The following is a 16,385-nucleotide window of genomic DNA, read 5'->3' as shown; positions in this document are numbered from 1 at the left end:
ACATGAATTTATCAGCAGTTTTCATTAAACGCCCCGTCTTAACTATTGTAGTCAATATTACCATCATATTATTTGGCTACATTGGATTTAGCTTTCTGGGTGTACGCGAATATCCCTCCATTGACCCAGCAATTGTTTCTGTGCGGACAAATTACGCCGGAGCAAATCCAGACATCATCGAATCTCAGATTACGGAGCCTTTGGAAAAGGCCATAAACTCAATCGACGGAATCCGGAATATCTCTTCCTCGAGCAATCAGGGATCCAGCAACATTACCATTGAATTCGATTTACAGAAAAACCTCGAAGAAGCTGCGAATGATGTCCGCGATAAAGTATCACAAGCGGTAAGGAGTCTTCCTCAGGATATTGACGCTCCACCTGTTGTATCGAAAGCGGATGCCGATTCCGATCCAATTATCACTTTGACACTTCAAAGTGAGACACGTGATAAGCTCTCCCTGAGCGACTACGCCGAAAATGTTATTTCAGAAAGGCTGCAAACCATTCCCGGTGTCAGCAGCACACAGATCTATGGTCAAAAACGGTATGCCATGCGTTTATGGCTCAATCCCGACCGTATGGCTGCTTATGGCATCACGGCTTCGGATATCCGTACCGCATTAAATAACCAGAACGTTGAACTCCCTTCCGGAAAAATTGTCGGCAACACGACCGAACTTACCGTGAAAACGGTGGGAAACCTTTCTACGCCCGAACAATTCAACGATATTATCCTTAAGGCCGATAGCAGCCGCATTGTCAAGTTTATCGACATTGGCCGGGCGGAAATAGATGCTGAAAATCTAGAGACGAAAATGGTCAGCAACGGCAAGCAATTGGTTGGTATCGCTATCATTCCACAACCCGGGACTAACTACCTCGATATTGCCAACAATTTCTATAAAATGCTCGATCAGATCAAAGAAGATCTACCGCAGGATATCGTTCTCAACATTGCCTCTGATAATACGACATTCATTAAAAAATCCGTTGAAGAAGTTGCAGAAACATTGTTGATTTCAATCATCTTAGTTACCTTGATTATTTATTTTTTCTTCCGTGACTGGGGTATAGCACTAAGACCTTTATTGGATATTCCGGTATCTTTGATTGCGACATTTTTCATCATGTATATTTTTGGCTTTTCCATCAATGTACTTACGCTGCTTGCAATCGTTCTCGCGACTGGACTTGTTGTCGATGATGGTATTGTGGTAACCGAAAATATCTTCAAGAAAGTTGAGGAAGGGATGTCTCCTATCGAAGCGGCTTTAAAAGGATCAAAGGAAATATTCTTCGCTGTTATTTCTATCTCCATTACGCTTGCGGCGGTTTTTTTACCCGTGATATTTTTGCAGGGATTTGTGGGACGGCTATTCCGCGAGTTTGGCGTTGTCATTGCTTCCGCCGTTTTGGTCTCCGCATTTGTTTCCTTAACCCTCACTCCTATGCTCAATGCATATTTAATAAAAAGCGGGGGGCATAAAAAGACTAAATTTTACAATTGGACAGAACCTATGTTCGTCAAAATGAATAAAGGTTACGCCAATGCACTGGAAAAATTCATGAAATTCAAATGGATAAGCTTTCCGGTGCTGATTATCTGCTTTGTGATTATCGGAATCCTTTTTTCTTCCATTAAAAAGGAGACTGCACCCTATGATGATAGGAGCAACATTTCTGTCAATGTTACAGGGCCAGAAGGTGCCACCTATGAATATATGGACCGCTACATGCAGGAACTGGACAAACTAGTCTACGACTCCATTCCCGAAAATAAAATTAGTCTAAACATTACTTCTCCGGGTTTCGGTGCAAGTTCAGTCAACTCCGGAAGGATACGGATGACACTGGTTGATCCGAGTGAACGCAAAAAATCGCAGGACGATATTGCCAAGGAGCTTAGCAAATGGACGAAACAATACGACGCTGTCCGGGTAAATGTTTCACAATCCCCGACAATATCCATGAACCGCAGAGGCGGATTACCCGTCCAATACATTATCCAGGCACAGAATTTTGAAAAGCTTCAGGAAAAGATCCCCGAATTTATGAATGAGGTCAACAGCGATCCGACATTCTCTACCACGGATATCAACCTGAAGTTCAATAAGCCCGAATTGCATGTGGAAATTGACCGTCTAAAAGCGCTGAGCCTGGGGGTTTCCGTGCTTGATGTATCCCAATCCTTGCAACTATTGCTAAGCGGTCAGCGTTTTGCCTATTTTATGCGTGACGGGAAGCAATATCAGGTCATCGGCCAAGTTGAAAACGACCGCAGAGCTACACCAACTGATCTTTCTTCAATTTACGTACGCAATAACCTCGGGCAGCTTATTCAATTAGACAACGTTGTCAGTGTCAAGGAAGAAAGCAGTCCGCCCCAGCTATATCACAACAATCGTTACATGTCGGCTACAGTATCTGCCGGTTTGGCACCGGGCATGAGTATGAGCGACGGGATTGCCGCCATGGACAGAATCAAAGAAAAAGTGCTTGATCAGAGCTTTACAACCGACCTGAGCGGTGAATCTCGTGACTTCGTAGAAAGTAGTTCCAATACCTTATTTGCCTTTGGTCTTGCGCTGTTGCTGATCTACCTGATCTTGGCAGCCCAATTTGAGAGTTTTCTCGATCCATTTATCATTATCCTTACGGTACCGATGGCTGTTGCAGGTGCCTTAATAAGTCTATGGTTATTCGATCAAACCTGGAATATATTCAGTCAAATTGGAACAATCATGCTCATTGGCCTGGTAACCAAAAATGGTATCTTGATTGTCGAATTTGCCAATCAGATGCGAGAAGAAGGCATGGAAAAATTTGAAGCGATCATGCACTCCGCCGAATCACGCCTTAGACCAATCTTAATGACCAGTTTGGCAATTGCATTAGGCGCATTACCGATCGCTATGTCACTGGGCGCAGCATCCACCAGTAGAATCGGGATGGGGGTTGTTATCGTAGGAGGTACAATATTCTCCCTTATCTTGACTCTTTTCATTATCCCAGCGATTTATTACATGTGGTCGAGACAGAAAAAGCATAGACCTGAATTTGACAATATTAAAAGCTACGAATAATTAAGACATGAAGAGAAATTTCATCCTACTAGTATTGCTTTACTCCATCATGTTTCAAGCTCGTGCGCAAGAAGTACTGACTTTGGAAGATGCACTGAAAACGACATTGAGCAATAACTTCAATATTCTCCTGGCTAAAAATGATAATAATATAGACAGCGAGAATACCAGCTTGGGAAGTGCCGGCATGCTCCCTGCCGTAACCGGCACATTCAATAGAAGCAATTCAATCCAAAACTCACGTCAGGTCAGAGCCGATGGACAGGTACAGCAGATTTCCAATGCAAAAAATGACAACATGTCTTATGGAGTCAATTTAAACTGGACGATATTTGACGGACTAGGAATGTTTGCCCGCCGTGACCGATTCAAGGAAATACAGCGTCAGGGAGAAGCGGAGATTAAATATGAAGTTATTACCCAGCTCAGTGAAGTCATGGCGACCTATTACAATCTGGTGCAGCAAAAACGCCTGATTAATGCACTTGATACAACAATTACCCTATCAAGATACCGTGTTACCTTAGCTGAAAACCGACTGGAGATCGGAAAGGGCTCCAAGCTTGATCTTCTCAATGCAAAGGTCGATCTGAATACCGATCAAACCAACCTGCTTAGACAGCAGGAAAGCTTCAAAAATACCAAGACATACCTCAATCAACTAATGACGCGGGACTTAAGCCTGGATTTTCAAATTGAAGACGAAATGAAACTTGATACGGATCTTAAATTGGGGAATCTGATCGAAATTGCCGACCAACAAAATCCACAAATTCAGCTTGCCATCATCAACAATCGTGTAGCCGAACTCAACTTAAAAGCAGTTAAGGCCGAACGTTACCCCAAAATTGGTTTAAATAGTGGCTACAACTGGAATGAATCGCATTCTTCACTTGGCTTCTCCACAGAAAATAAAAACAGAGGTCTTACTTATGGCGTATCGGCCTCCCTGAATATTTTTAATGGATTTTTGCAAAATAGAAATGAGCGTATTGCCAAATTCCAGATGAAGGGTACAGAGCTACAGATACAGCAACAAAAACAAGATATCCAAGCCCAGGTCAGAACATTATTCCAAACCTACATCACCAATATCGAATTGGCCAATGTAGAACGAAAAAATGAGGAGCTGGCAAAAGAAAATCTAAACATCACCATGGATAAATTCCGTATTGGTACCATCACCACATTGGAGGTAAGGACGGCACAGTTAAACTATATCAATGTAATGACTCGCAGTTATACAGCCCAATACGATGCTAAGGTAGCTGAAATACGTTTAAAAGAGCTAACAGGTGAGACTTATTAGAAATTCTTCAGAGACACTTAAAGACCTCTTTTCCCCTTTTCAGACTGGGAGACGAATATAAATCGAAAGGCTCCTGGAATCAGGAGCCTTTCGATCTTATGTTTAATAGTCAATTGCTATAATAGATTTCAGCGGTATCAAAACTCCGCTTTTGATCTGAATATATCTATCGGTTAACGACCATACGGTGGTTTCGATACGCTTTGGTCCGGAATCTGTTTGAAAGGCAATTTCAGTCTTGGATTTAAATTCATTTCCCAACCGAAGTGCCCCTTTCAATTTATCCATAAAAGTCGCTGTCTTATCTTCACTCGCCGGGATAAATTTAAATTGAGGAATTTCCTCTTTAGCTATTAGTTCTCCAACCATAATACTAGCATTTAATGTGTACATATATTGTTTTGCGCTACTCTATTTATAACGCTACAAAGCCAATCTTATTTTATCTCTTTCTGCCATTGGCTTATTTAAATCTACCTATTCCCGTGATAATAATCAATTAAATAATTGAAAACTATCATTTATTTTACAATAAAAAAACGATTGCACTTTAGGTACATTGCACCACTTTGAGACCTGTCGGCAAGCTCTGCAAGTATTTATAAGGAGATATCTAAATATAGTGTCATTTCATTTTGAATTTACAGCCCAAATCATTCATATTATCTATTTTTAACAAAAATTCACGATACATGGAAAAATCTGTTTTTGAAAAAGAGTGGGAAATTTATTTTACCCAATGCTATTCCAACGGTCGCATCCGTTTCTCCGATTTGTCCAATATCCTGCAACTCACCGCTGGAGAACATGCCAATGCCGCCGGATTCGGTTTTAAAGAGATGGCCAAGCACAACCAAACCTGGGTACTTAGCCGTATGCGGATTGAGATTACGAGATTGCCCAAATGGATAGATGTTGTCAAGGTGAAAACTTGGGTTCAGGAGTTAGAGGGCGCACGCTCCACCCGGAATTTCGAAATTACGGTCAATGGACAGCTTTATGTAGCGGCAACCAGTTATTGGGCGGTGATCAATACCGTGAAAAGGAGTTCCGAAAATCTTGCAATTCCGACTGACGATTTTACGACTTATCCTGATCGTCCGGCAACACAGCGGCCATTTTCAAAACTGGACATCGCCCAAGCGGTCAAAAATATCGATGAATATATCGTTAAGCTTTCCGATCTGGATATTGTCAATCACGCCAACAATGTAAAATACCTAGACTGGTGCATGGACAGGCTACCCATTGAGCTTGTGCTGACCAATCAGATCAAATCTCTTGAAATGAACTACCTGCGTGAACTGCGTCATAACGATACCGTAGAAATCAATGGTGATTCTACAGACCAAGGTTACTTTATGACCGTTACTAAACAGCAACGCATCCATTTTGCGCTAGCAATTGAAACAAAATAAGAAAGGAGGCTTAAGCCTCCTTTCTTATTTTACACCTTGCATTCTTTACTATGCAAAAGCTTTGTCTCCTTTTTTGTAAGGAAGGTTACCATCAAATCGTCCCGGGATTTTCACAAAACGTAAAGCTTTGGTACAACCCAATTCTGAATTAAAGAAACCAGTCAATGTCAATTGTTTGAACATCGTGAACCAGTGTGGTGGATCATTTTCAACATAATTGTACAGTTGATTTTGTTTTTCTCTATTTTTCTCTAGAATATCTTTTTGATCTTCGGCCTGTTTTTTATTAAACTCATTGGCTTCTTTATCCAAAGCCGCCGCTACAGCTGTTCTATCTTCAGCAGAAAGTTCTAAGAAAGGTTTTCCTTTCACTTCTTTTGCCTTATCATCTAAACTTGCTAGACCGGATAAAAATGCTTTTTGTTGTTTCTCTGTATAACAATCGCGAACCATGACAGGAATAAAACTGCCTACCCCTGCTTCTTTTGCTCCCGGAGTCGCGGTAGCCGGTAAGATTGCCTCGGCCAAGTCACCTAATAAATCAGTTGTCTTCGCTTCAAATAATGCCTGTACATCTTTTGTTGCCGAACGAGTACAACCCTCCAAAAATAAATTAGCGCCGATAACGGTACCTCCTAAAATTAAGGCAACTCGTTGTAATGCTTCTCTTCTATTCATACTACTAAATATCTTAATTTTAGAAATTATATTTCATTTCCCAACCTTGTCTGTAATTACGTTTAACATATTGATTGACGTTATCAAAGTTTGTGACACGCATGTTATCGTTATCCCACAACAACTTCAGGTTACGTCCAGGGTATTTACCATCAATACGTAAATCAGCACCTCTGATCGCCAGATTAGCCATTAATAAGGCTTCTGTCAACGGACCTGCGATTTCAAATGGCGAGCTCACTTCTTTCTTGCCATATCCGGCCTGACAAGCTTCTACCCATTGTGCATAGTGGCCACCCTCTTGTCCTGGTACACGGGCATATTTCTGCGCGACTTGTTCTTTTCTGGAAGTCGGCAATAAACGCGCATTCTGACCGTAAGTATCAGCAAGAATTTTACCTTTTGTACCAACGAGTAAGATACCATTACCACCGTCACCAAAAATTTCGTTTGGACCTAATTCATCAGGACGTGCAGGCTGAATACCACCATCCATCCAATGCAAAGTAACAGGACCATTTGTACGCGGAGTTTTAGGGAATGTCAAGGTCGCATGGCTTGACGGAGGACAGCTTTCAGGGAAATATCCACGTTTGAATTCATCCACATACACCGATCCGACCGTTGCCTGTACATCTTGTACATAAGTCAATCCTAAGGTACTGAAAGGAACTTCCAATAAGTGGCAGCCCATATCGCCCAATGCACCGGTACCGTAATCCCACCAGCCACGCCAGTTGAAAGGCACCAATTTATCGACATATTCTTTATACGGTGCAGTACCTAACCAAAGATCCCAATCCAATTCTTTTGGGATTTCGGCTTTACCTGTAGGCCATGCAATACCTGAAGGCCATACCGGACGATCTGTCCAGCAATATACAGTATGTACATCACCGATCAAACCTGCTTCGTACCACTCACGGACAAAACGTGGTCCATCATTCGATGCACCTTGATTTCCCATTTGGGTCACCACTTTATATTTCTTAGCTGCATGCGTCAAGGCTCTCGCCTCCCAAACATCGTGTGTCAACGGTTTTTGAACATACACGTGTTTGCCTAATTGCATAGCGGCAAGTGCCTGAATCGCATGTTGATGATCTGGAGTAGATACAGAAACGGCTTCGATACGTTTGTGCTCCTTGTCCAACATTTCACGGTAGTCTTTATAATATTTTGCTTTTGGGTAACGTTTCAACGCACCAGCTGCGCGGCGGTCGTCCACATCACACAAGAAAGCTAAATCTGCTTTGCCTGAATCGTGAAATGCATTGATATCGCTAAAACCCTTACCCCCTACACCAATACCTGCTACTTGTAATTTGTCACTTGGAGCTGTAAAGCCATTTCCGCCCAATACATGGCGAGGGACGATCATAAAAGCCGCGGCAGCTGTTGCTGCGCTCTTTATAAAACCTCTTCTGCTCGTCTTATTTGAGTTATTTTCCATTGTTATCAATCTTTAGCTATTAGATGTTACCTTTTTTCAATTCGCTCACTGCGAAGTCAACAGCACGAGCAGTAAGTGCCATATACGTCAATGAAGGGTTGACACAACCTGCAGAAGTCATACATGCACCGTCCGTTACGAAAACATTCAATGCATCCCAAACCTGGTTGTTTCCATTCAATACCGAAGTCTTCGGATCACGACCCATACGCGCAGTTCCCATCTCGTGGATACCTTGGCCCAAACCATAAACATTATCGTAGGTATAAGTATCTTTTACGCCAATGCTCTCCAGCATTTCCTTCATTTCATTTTGCATGTCACCACGCATTTTCAATTCATTATCTTTGATCTCCGCGTCAAATGATAATACAGGTAATCCCCATTTATCCTTTTTGCTTTTATCAAGTGTAATTTTATTTTCGTGGTAAGGTAATGTCTCTCCAAAAGCTGTAAAACCTACTGTCCAGTCACCTGGTTCACAAATAGCATCTTTCCAAGCCCCACCGACTTCCATCTCTGCAACAGCACCTGACCAGCGTCCACGGCCCGCAGCACCTTGGTAACCAAATCCACGCACATAATCACGTTTTTTGGTATCGCCTTCTACGTTTACAAAACGAGGAACATATAAACCTGTAGGTCTACGTCCAAATACATAGCTATCTAAATAACCGTCAATTTTACCGCCGGCACCGCAACGGAAATGGTGATCCATCAAATTATGACCAAGCTCACCGCTGCTGCTACCAAGACCGCCTTCCCAAACATCCGTAGCTGAATTCATCAATACCCAAGTCGAGTTCAATGCCGATGCACAGACAAAAATGACTTTCGCGAAGAACTCATAAGTTTGGTTTGTTTCAGCATCAACAATTTCGACACCTTTTGCCTTTTTCGTGTTTTTATCGTAGATAATCTTAGTAACGATTGAGAAAGGACGTAACGTCAGATTATTGGTTTTTTTAGCTGCTGGTAAAGTCGCAGATTGTGTACTGAAATAAGCACCAAAATTACAACCCAACCAACATTGGTTTTGATATTGACAATTTACACGGTCATGATGTGGAACAGTAATGTTGGCTGTTCTACCCATGATGAAATGACGTTGGCCACCGTATTGTTTTTTCAAACGCTCAGCCAGATCTTTTTCAACTATGTTCATGGCCATTGCCGGCATGTAATCTCCGTCTGGTAAAGATGGTACACCATCTCTATTTCCAGAGATACCCGCAAATTTTTCGGCATAACTATACCAAGGGGCAATTTCTTTATAACGAATTGGCCAATCTACACCATGACCATCTTTTAAGTTAGCTTCGAAATCCAGATCGCCCAGACGATAAGATTGTCTTCCCCACATTAAAGAACGCCCCCCAACATGATACCCACGGTACCAGTCGAAACGTTTTACTTCGGTATATGGACTCTCTTTTTCATTTACCCAAAAATCCAAGTTCTTCTCATTTAGTGGATAATCTCTACGCAGGACCGGATACTCTTCGATCATTTGTTGCGTACGACCGCCCGCATGAGGCCATTCCCATGGATTTTTATTTGGCGCAGTATAATCCTTGATGTGTTCGATATTGCGACCACGCTCTAGCATAATTGTTTTCAGCCCTTTCTCTGTCAATTCTTTCGCAGCCCATCCGCCACTTATCCCCGAACCGATTACAATTGCGTCATAAGTATTTGTTGCCATCTCTCTTCTAATTATTTGTTTTTAAATAGTTATTTTTCTGTTTAGTGTGCAGCATTTGTGCTATCAATCTTTTCGTCCTTAAATAGAGCTAAAAAGATAAAAAACACAACAGCTGCGATAACTGCAGGGACAACCCAGGTATGATTCCAGAATGCCGCCATATCAGTTGCTTTCAATTCTTTGTACTTATCTCCAACATAACTTGCTACCCAGAAACCGATCAACTGTCCAACACCATAAGTTGCCAAAGTGATCAAGCCCTGTGCTGCTGATTTGTATTTAACACCTGCTTTGCTATCCGTATAAATCTGTCCTGACACAAAGAAAAAGTCATAACAGATACCGTGCAATGCAATACCGATCAACAACATAAACGATAATTCACCTGCATTGCCATAAGCAAATAGAAGGTAACGGATTACCCAAGCCAACATACCGACCAAAATGGTTTTCTTAAAGCCAAATTTTGTAAAGAAAATTGGCAAGGCCAATAAGAACAATACCTCAGATGCCTGACCAATTGTCATCTTACCTGTTGGATTTTCTAATCCAATTTCGGTAAGGAACAAGTTTGCATTTGAATAATAAAATGCCAATGGAATACAAATCAATACCGAAGAAACGAAAAAGATCAAAAAGTTTTTGTCTTTCAACAATTTAATCGCATCCAGACCAATAATTGATGCGAAAGACGGTTTTTCGTTTTCATCCAGTTTAACCGGTGGCGTTTTAGGCAATGCGAACGAAAATACCCCTAGTACCAATGAAGCTACACCCGACATTAAGAAGGTATTTTTCAAAGCACCTTCAGATGCAGCAGCATCCCATCTAAAGATATAACTAATTGCTAAACCTGCTACAATCCAACCAATTGTCCCCCATATACGTATACCTGAAAATTGTTTTTCTGGATTGGTCAATTGTCTAAAAGAAACTGAACTTGCCAAGGCCAATGTTGGCATATAAAGTACCATATAAGCCAATACATACGGATAAAAAGTAGACATATCGGCTGCACCATACATCTGATACATTAACACAGCACCGACCAAGTGCAAAACACCCAAAATACGCTCCGCATTAAAATAACGGTCGGCAATCATTCCGACAATAAAGGGAGCGATAATAGCACCCAAAGATTGTGTTGAAAACACATTGGCCATTTCAAAATCTGTTGCATGTAGATTTTTGCTCAAGAAGGTTCCTAATGTGACAAACCATCCCCCCCAAATAAAAAATTCGAGGAACATCATAAAGGATAGTTTAAATTTTATTGTTGATGAAATCATAAAAAAAATGGTGTTTTACAATACTACTAATTGGTTTTACCAGCTCAATTTAAGAAATTAAATCTAATTGTCAATAGTACACTATTAAAATATTACAAAAAGCTATCGACCTCGCGATATGCCGCCACCAAGCGGTCCTCACCCTCTTTGCCAGGCTTTGAATTGCCATGTTCCATTCCCATGATTCCCTTATATCCTTTACTATGAATATGTTTGAAAACATTTTTATAATTGATCTCACCGGTCGTAGGTTCTTTCCTTCCTGGATTATCGCCAATTTGGATGTAGGCAATTTCATCCCAGCAGCGGTTCATATTTGCGATTAAATCACCTTCGGTACGTTGCATGTGATAGATATCATATAAGATTTTACAGGATGGACTATTGACAGCCTTACATAAGGCATAAGTCTCATGCGTTTGCTGCAAAAACAGATCCGGTGTATCACTTAAAGTTTCCAAGACCATCACCAGGCCATGCGGTTCGAAAATTTCCGCCCCCTTACGCATCGCCGTAAGTATATTGCTAAACTGATTACCCCAAGGCAGTTTTCTCTCATAAAAGCCAGGTACTACCGTAAGCCATTTTGCATTACAACGCTTGGCAGCTTCGACAGACTTTTTGCATGTTTCCACAAACTTGTCTAAATACTCCTGTTTACCCGTCGCTAAAGAAGGCATCCAGTTTTGTCCGCCATCCACAACAAATACACCCATGGTCATGCCTAACTTAGCCAATAAATCCCCTATCTTCTTCTGCTCGTCCAATGTTCTGCCCAAATAACCATTATCTTCTATTCCACGAAAGCCGAGATCATACATATAACGAATTTCATCCAGAAAATTATCACCTGTGTGATTTTTAAACATCCCCTGATGCGGAGCATAATTTAAGTTGAATGTTTTACCTTTATCCATCATATTTGCTGCATTTTGTGTTGTCGACGCAAAAGTCTGCCCAGCTAGTCCTGCCCCGGCGGCCAAAAGACTACCCTTAATAAAATCCGATCTCTTCATTTTATTTTATAATTGATTAATTTTTAAATAATTTACCAAATCCATCCGAATAAATTGTTTGAATGGACTGATTTTTATTTTTAAAAATGACAAAAACCTCTACATCTTTCAATTTTCTGGCCTTTGTCAAAATTTGCTCAGGTCCCATGCCCATAAAAAAGTTATCCAGCGCATCCGCCTCCATTGCGGTCTTGGCATAGACGGTTACACTCAATATGTCGGTCATGTATGGAAACCCTGAAACGGGGTCAATATGATGCCCCAATTTTTTACCTTTATAGCGAACAAACTTCTCAAAACTGCCCGCTGTTGTGAGCGCTCCCTCGTTGAGCTGTGCAACAGCAGTCATCAGTTCCTCCCCCTTATCGTCATCAGGCTGAACAATTCCTATCGAAAAACCCTTTCCTCCGGGAGGACTCCCCAAGGTCCGGATCTCCCCTCCGACCTCCACCATATAATTGGCAATTCCCTTTCCCTCGAGATAATCTGCCAAAACATCAACCGTATACCCTTGGGCAATACCATTGACATCAATTTTAACTCCCTTTTTCTTCTTTATCAACCGATCCCCCTTAACCTTAAGGTATTGCATACCCACCAGTTCTTTAGCTTTCAAAACGGTAGCCGAATCAGGATTGATCTGACTTTTATTTGCACCAAAGCCCCACAGATCAACAAGCGGGGCAATAGTAATATCGAACTGACCATTCGATAATTTATTATATTTAAAGGAAGCCGCTATCACTTTGGCCATGTGATTATCCATCACGATAGACATAACTGAATCGGTATTGAACAACGATATTTTCGAATCCTTGCGATAAATCGACATAGACAAGTCAATCGTCGTTAAAATACGATCAACTTCCGACCGCCTAACAAGACTGTCGGAAGCGAAGTAAGTGATATGGAATTGAGTTCCTTGCGCGGGTCCCTCAAGCCGGATTTTGTGCAGCTCCATTCCTGCTGTTTGTGCCGCTGAATGCAGGCAGCAAATCGTGATAAAAAATAGAAGACACAAATTCCACTTGAATCCCATCGGCCCAAAGCTTAAATATATAAGTTGGTGTTTTGACCAGGCATCGCTACCGGGTAAAAACCTTCTGCATCTGGAAGCAATTTTGGTTTGGCATCCCAAGCAAGCACATCTGGTCCCAATTTGATGGTAGATTTCAATGCCTCATCCCATTTGATTACCTTACCTGTATAACAAGCGATACGTCCGATAATACCCGTCAATGTACTGTAAGCACCATATTCAGCATTATCGAATTTATATTCACCCTTTGAAATTGCCGTAAAAAGTTCCTTATGCTCTTGTTGATAAGGGTTTGGATTGCCCTTGGCATCATGACGGTAGATTTCTTTTCCTTTCCAGTCGTACAACACCGCCTGTCCGCCAGCCGAAAGATAAGCCCGTCCTTTGGTCGCTTGGAACTGTTCATCGACACGGTTATGTATACCTTCGAAGTGTCTACATTGGCTATATACGACACTGTGGTCAGCATAGGTTAACTCCAATGCAAAATTATCATAGATCTCACCATACTCTTTACCTGTACGGTGTGCCCTGCTTCCGGTACCTTGAATAGATACGGGATAAGCACCTTTCACCCAGTTGGCAATATCGATATTATGAACGTGCTGCTCGACGATATGATCGCCACACAACCAGTTGAAATAATACCAATTACGCATTTGATACTCCATTTCGGTTTGTTCTGGTTTACGTGGACGTACCCACACTCCACCAGAGTTCCAATACACTTGTCCCGATGTAACATCACCGATTGCACCTTCGTGAATACGTTTGATGGCCTCACGGTAATTCGTTTGATAACGGCGTTGTAAACCAACAACAACGTTCAATTTCTTACGTTTGGCTTCCGCAGCCACACGTATAACCTGCTGTACACCAGGGATATCAACAGCTACAGGCTTCTCCATGAAAACATGTTTACCCTGACGGATTGCTTCCTCAAAATGAGTTGGTCTAAATCCTGGAGGAGTCGCTAAAATCACCACATCCGCCAATTGAATTGCATCTTTGTAAGCATCGAATCCAACAAATTTATGATTATCACTCACGTCGATCTTATCTTGCCACTTTTCTTTCAGCGTTTTATACGTACTTTCTAAATTATCTTTAAAAGCATCCGCGAGTGCCACCACTTTAATGTTCATCCCTGAACTAAGCGCATCAAATGTAGCTCCGGTTCCCCGTCCCCCGCAGCCCACTAGCGCAACTTTAATGACATCTGAGCCCGCAGCATAAGCACCCGATAACGGCAATGAGCTCAACATAGCGCCACCAGCTACTACGGCAGAAGTTTTAATAAAATCTCTTCTTTCTAGATTTTCCATAACAGTTTTATATTGATTATTTGATATTAAAAGTCTTTGATTGGCTGTTTGTCGTAATAAGCCATAATTTCTTCGTGACTAGGTGGATTTAGGGGGCGTACCAGTCTCATACCTACGAATGGTGCTTCTGGAAACCACCAGTTACTTTTGGGAATTTGCGGATCCAATTGTTTCCAGACAGGATCTGATGCGCCGCGGGCAGCCGAACGCAGGTCTTCTGCCGAGCTATCAAAAGCACCGCCGCGTACAACATGTGGATATAAGGTTGTTGGAACAGTGACAGGATTGGTCAATACCTTCCCTTTGCCTTCATTGTAACTATCGGATTTATATTGGTCATAAGTCCATTCGGCAACGTTTCCATAAATATCATAAAGCCCCCAAGGATTAGGTTTCTTTTGTCCTACAATATGCGTTTTTTGCTCACCATTATCTTTAAACCAAGCATATTCAGCTAACTGTGTCGCTTGATCACCAAAAAAATAAGTTGTCTTTGAGCCAGCTCTAGCCGCATATTCCCATTCAGCTTCTGTAGGTAAACGATAAAATACACCCGTCCGAACATAAAGCCATTTACAGAATTGGATAGCATTATAATGAGTCATCGCCAAGGCTGGATGCCCTTCTTTTCCAAAACCAAAAGTCATATCTAAATAAGGCTTAGTGGGTCGGGTAACAGCATCAATTTCTTTTGATACTTTTCCATCCTTACTCTTTGCAATTTCATAATCTTTATACAGAAATGGTTCAAACAGATCCCAGGTTACCTCGTACTGTCCCATCCAAAATGGATCTAATTTAACCTCATGTGCAGGTTTCTCATCCTCTTTTCCTCCATTTGTAGTTCCCATCTTAAAATTACCGCCGGGAATTGCCAGCATTTTAAACGTTAGATTAGTTCCTTCAATGGGTTGCTCATAGGGTTCGAACGTCTTCTGAGCCATAGCATGTGCGCCAGCAAATAACAAAACGGGAATAAAGATTCTTTTTAACATATTTAGGTTTGTAATTAAAGACTAAAATATAAAATAAGGTGTATACTTTACACTTTGACACTATAACTTTTTTATTACAGTTTAATTCTTAACAGAAAGTCCATTCGTCATAACGGTTTAGCAAAAATGACCTATTGCCATCAAAAGATCTCAACAAGTGAAAAAACTATCACAAAAATCTTCATGATTTCACGGGCACCTACAGTTATGGAAGCATAACCAAAGGACCTTTCTCACCAATAAAAAAGGTTTTCCATTTTCATGAAAAACCTTGATATCTTCGCTCGATTGATTGTGTTAAAGCAGAATCTTGCGGCTTACCGCTTTATCTATAGTAATATAGCCTGGATAGAACACAGATTGTCCAGCGATATTGATAGAAGGTTTAACTTTTAACGTAAATATTCCCTTTTTATTCTCATCGCTTGACATTAAAAAATCCTGCAAATCCGAATTCTTCAACAAATCATAGATATTGGTAGCAATACGCACATTTGCGACAGTAGATTGTCCGGGCTCTATTTGTAAAGATTGATTGACAATCCCTTCAACAAGTTGCTGTCCGCCGTAGAGAATGATATACTGAAATTTATTAATGGACGCTTTCTTCAGCGTCGGATTATCTATTTTAAGCCGAATAACTGCATCGAGCGGGATATCCTTTCGCAAGTAAGCTAATGCCAGACTGGGAGCTGCCCCCAAGTCAATCTGATTATTCCTGATCAGCCGTTGTAAAGAGGTTCCTGCCAGCCGGATACTATCCACAGATTCCACATCGAACTTACATTTTGCCAAATTCTCGATCTGCGCTTTTTGCCGATTCACACCACAACCGGAAATAAATAAACCCAGCACCACTAGAAATCCAAATAATTTTTTTTTGCTCATAGCTGCTATTTTCCTCCAAATTTATATAAAACTCCCAGTGTAAACAATGGGTAGCCTGCCTTTAAATAGGTATTGCTTTTAAAACCGAATACCATGCCGTTTGTATATTGCAGCTTCCATCCTTTTCCAAGCCCCATCCTTGTGTAAAATACAGGTTCTATAAGCATGTTATCTTCCTTATTGG

At 41.3% G+C, this 16,385-nt stretch carries 13 protein-coding genes; 3 read left to right on the top strand and 10 right to left on the bottom strand.

What is annotated here, in order from left to right:
• The first annotated feature begins 2 nt into the window (after positions 1 to 2).
• Positions 3 to 3,086 carry an efflux RND transporter permease subunit gene (locus B3C94_RS20965; RefSeq protein ID WP_293907404.1) on the top strand — a complete coding sequence of 1,028 codons (3,084 nt, stop codon included), beginning with the start codon at positions 3 to 5 and terminating at the stop codon, positions 3,084 to 3,086.
• A gap of 7 nt (positions 3,087 to 3,093) precedes the next feature.
• The gene (locus tag B3C94_RS20960; protein WP_293907402.1) at positions 3,094 to 4,395 is read left to right on the top strand and encodes a TolC family protein; all 1,302 of its coding nucleotides are present in this window, start codon (positions 3,094 to 3,096) and stop codon (positions 4,393 to 4,395) included.
• A 102-nt stretch (positions 4,396 to 4,497) separates the two neighbouring features.
• Here B3C94_RS20960 and B3C94_RS20955 read toward each other — a convergent pair whose 3' ends face one another.
• Complete coding sequence (locus B3C94_RS20955; RefSeq protein ID WP_293907400.1) at positions 4,498 to 4,764, bottom strand: hypothetical protein; 267 nt, start codon at positions 4,762 to 4,764, stop codon at positions 4,498 to 4,500.
• A gap of 323 nt (positions 4,765 to 5,087) precedes the next feature.
• On the opposite strand from B3C94_RS20955, the gene B3C94_RS20950 reads away from it, so the two are divergent.
• The gene (locus B3C94_RS20950; RefSeq protein WP_293907398.1) at positions 5,088 to 5,813 is read left to right on the top strand and encodes an acyl-[acyl-carrier-protein] thioesterase; all 726 of its coding nucleotides are present in this window, start codon (positions 5,088 to 5,090) and stop codon (positions 5,811 to 5,813) included.
• A 48-nt stretch (positions 5,814 to 5,861) separates the two neighbouring features.
• On the opposite strand, the gene B3C94_RS20945 is transcribed toward B3C94_RS20950, so the two are convergent.
• From B3C94_RS20945 to B3C94_RS20905, 9 genes are all read right to left on the bottom strand, one after another.
• Positions 5,862 to 6,491, bottom strand: coding sequence for a gluconate 2-dehydrogenase subunit 3 family protein (locus tag B3C94_RS20945; RefSeq protein ID WP_293907396.1), 630 nt, complete (start codon positions 6,489 to 6,491; stop codon positions 5,862 to 5,864).
• A 19-nt stretch (positions 6,492 to 6,510) separates the two neighbouring features.
• Positions 6,511 to 7,944 carry a Gfo/Idh/MocA family protein gene (locus B3C94_RS20940; RefSeq protein ID WP_293907394.1) on the bottom strand — a complete coding sequence of 478 codons (1,434 nt, stop codon included), beginning with the start codon at positions 7,942 to 7,944 and terminating at the stop codon, positions 6,511 to 6,513.
• Positions 7,945 to 7,963: 19 nt separating this feature from the next.
• A complete protein-coding gene (locus tag B3C94_RS20935) occupies positions 7,964 to 9,649 on the bottom strand; it encodes a GMC oxidoreductase (protein WP_293907392.1) in 1,686 nt (561 codons plus the stop codon).
• 41 nt (positions 9,650 to 9,690) lie between these two features.
• Complete coding sequence (locus B3C94_RS20930) at positions 9,691 to 10,935, bottom strand: MFS transporter (RefSeq protein ID WP_293907527.1); 1,245 nt, start codon at positions 10,933 to 10,935, stop codon at positions 9,691 to 9,693.
• 95 nt (positions 10,936 to 11,030) lie between these two features.
• On the bottom strand, positions 11,031 to 11,954 hold the full coding sequence (locus tag B3C94_RS20925; protein WP_293907390.1) for a hydroxypyruvate isomerase family protein: 924 nt from the start codon (positions 11,952 to 11,954) through the stop codon (positions 11,031 to 11,033).
• A gap of 16 nt (positions 11,955 to 11,970) precedes the next feature.
• On the bottom strand, positions 11,971 to 12,993 hold the full coding sequence (locus B3C94_RS20920) for an FAD:protein FMN transferase (RefSeq protein ID WP_293907388.1): 1,023 nt from the start codon (positions 12,991 to 12,993) through the stop codon (positions 11,971 to 11,973).
• 11 nt (positions 12,994 to 13,004) lie between these two features.
• The gene (locus B3C94_RS20915; protein WP_293907386.1) at positions 13,005 to 14,318 is read right to left on the bottom strand and encodes a Gfo/Idh/MocA family oxidoreductase; all 1,314 of its coding nucleotides are present in this window, start codon (positions 14,316 to 14,318) and stop codon (positions 13,005 to 13,007) included.
• A gap of 26 nt (positions 14,319 to 14,344) precedes the next feature.
• Entirely contained in the window at positions 14,345 to 15,313 is a 969-nt protein-coding gene (locus B3C94_RS20910) for a formylglycine-generating enzyme family protein (protein ID WP_293907384.1), read from the bottom strand.
• A 297-nt stretch (positions 15,314 to 15,610) separates the two neighbouring features.
• Complete coding sequence (locus tag B3C94_RS20905) at positions 15,611 to 16,201, bottom strand: hypothetical protein (RefSeq protein WP_293907382.1); 591 nt, start codon at positions 16,199 to 16,201, stop codon at positions 15,611 to 15,613.
• Positions 16,202 to 16,385: the final 184 nt, after the last annotated feature.

It is taken from the genome of Sphingobacterium sp. UBA5670, assembly GCF_002420705.1.
Lineage (GTDB): Bacteria > Bacteroidota > Bacteroidia > Sphingobacteriales > Sphingobacteriaceae > Sphingobacterium.
The sequence above is the reverse complement of the archived record's forward strand: the minus strand, read 5'-3'. Positions and strand labels throughout refer to the sequence as shown.

Bases quoted from the DNA above. Each gene is read 5' to 3' on its own strand.
- B3C94_RS20915 (WP_293907386.1), bottom strand. From the start codon at position 14,318: ATGGAAAATCTAGAAAGAAGAGATTTTATTAAAACTTCTGCCGTAGTA.
- B3C94_RS20905 (WP_293907382.1), bottom strand. From the start codon at position 16,201: ATGAGCAAAAAAAAATTATTTGGATTTCTAGTGGTGCTGGGTTTATTT.
- B3C94_RS20945 (WP_293907396.1), bottom strand. From the start codon at position 6,491: ATGAATAGAAGAGAAGCATTACAACGAGTTGCCTTAATTTTAGGAGGT.
- B3C94_RS20925 (WP_293907390.1), bottom strand. From the start codon at position 11,954: ATGAAGAGATCGGATTTTATTAAGGGTAGTCTTTTGGCCGCCGGGGCA.
- B3C94_RS20965 (WP_293907404.1), top strand. From the start codon at position 3: ATGAATTTATCAGCAGTTTTCATTAAACGCCCCGTCTTAACTATTGTA.
- B3C94_RS20940 (WP_293907394.1), bottom strand. From the start codon at position 7,944: ATGGAAAATAACTCAAATAAGACGAGCAGAAGAGGTTTTATAAAGAGC.
- B3C94_RS20910 (WP_293907384.1), bottom strand. From the start codon at position 15,313: ATGTTAAAAAGAATCTTTATTCCCGTTTTGTTATTTGCTGGCGCACAT.
- B3C94_RS20955 (WP_293907400.1), bottom strand. From the start codon at position 4,764: ATGGTTGGAGAACTAATAGCTAAAGAGGAAATTCCTCAATTTAAATTT.
- B3C94_RS20920 (WP_293907388.1), bottom strand. From the start codon at position 12,993: ATGGGATTCAAGTGGAATTTGTGTCTTCTATTTTTTATCACGATTTGC.
- B3C94_RS20950 (WP_293907398.1), top strand. From the start codon at position 5,088: ATGGAAAAATCTGTTTTTGAAAAAGAGTGGGAAATTTATTTTACCCAA.
- B3C94_RS20960 (WP_293907402.1), top strand. From the start codon at position 3,094: ATGAAGAGAAATTTCATCCTACTAGTATTGCTTTACTCCATCATGTTT.
- B3C94_RS20935 (WP_293907392.1), bottom strand. From the start codon at position 9,649: ATGGCAACAAATACTTATGACGCAATTGTAATCGGTTCGGGGATAAGT.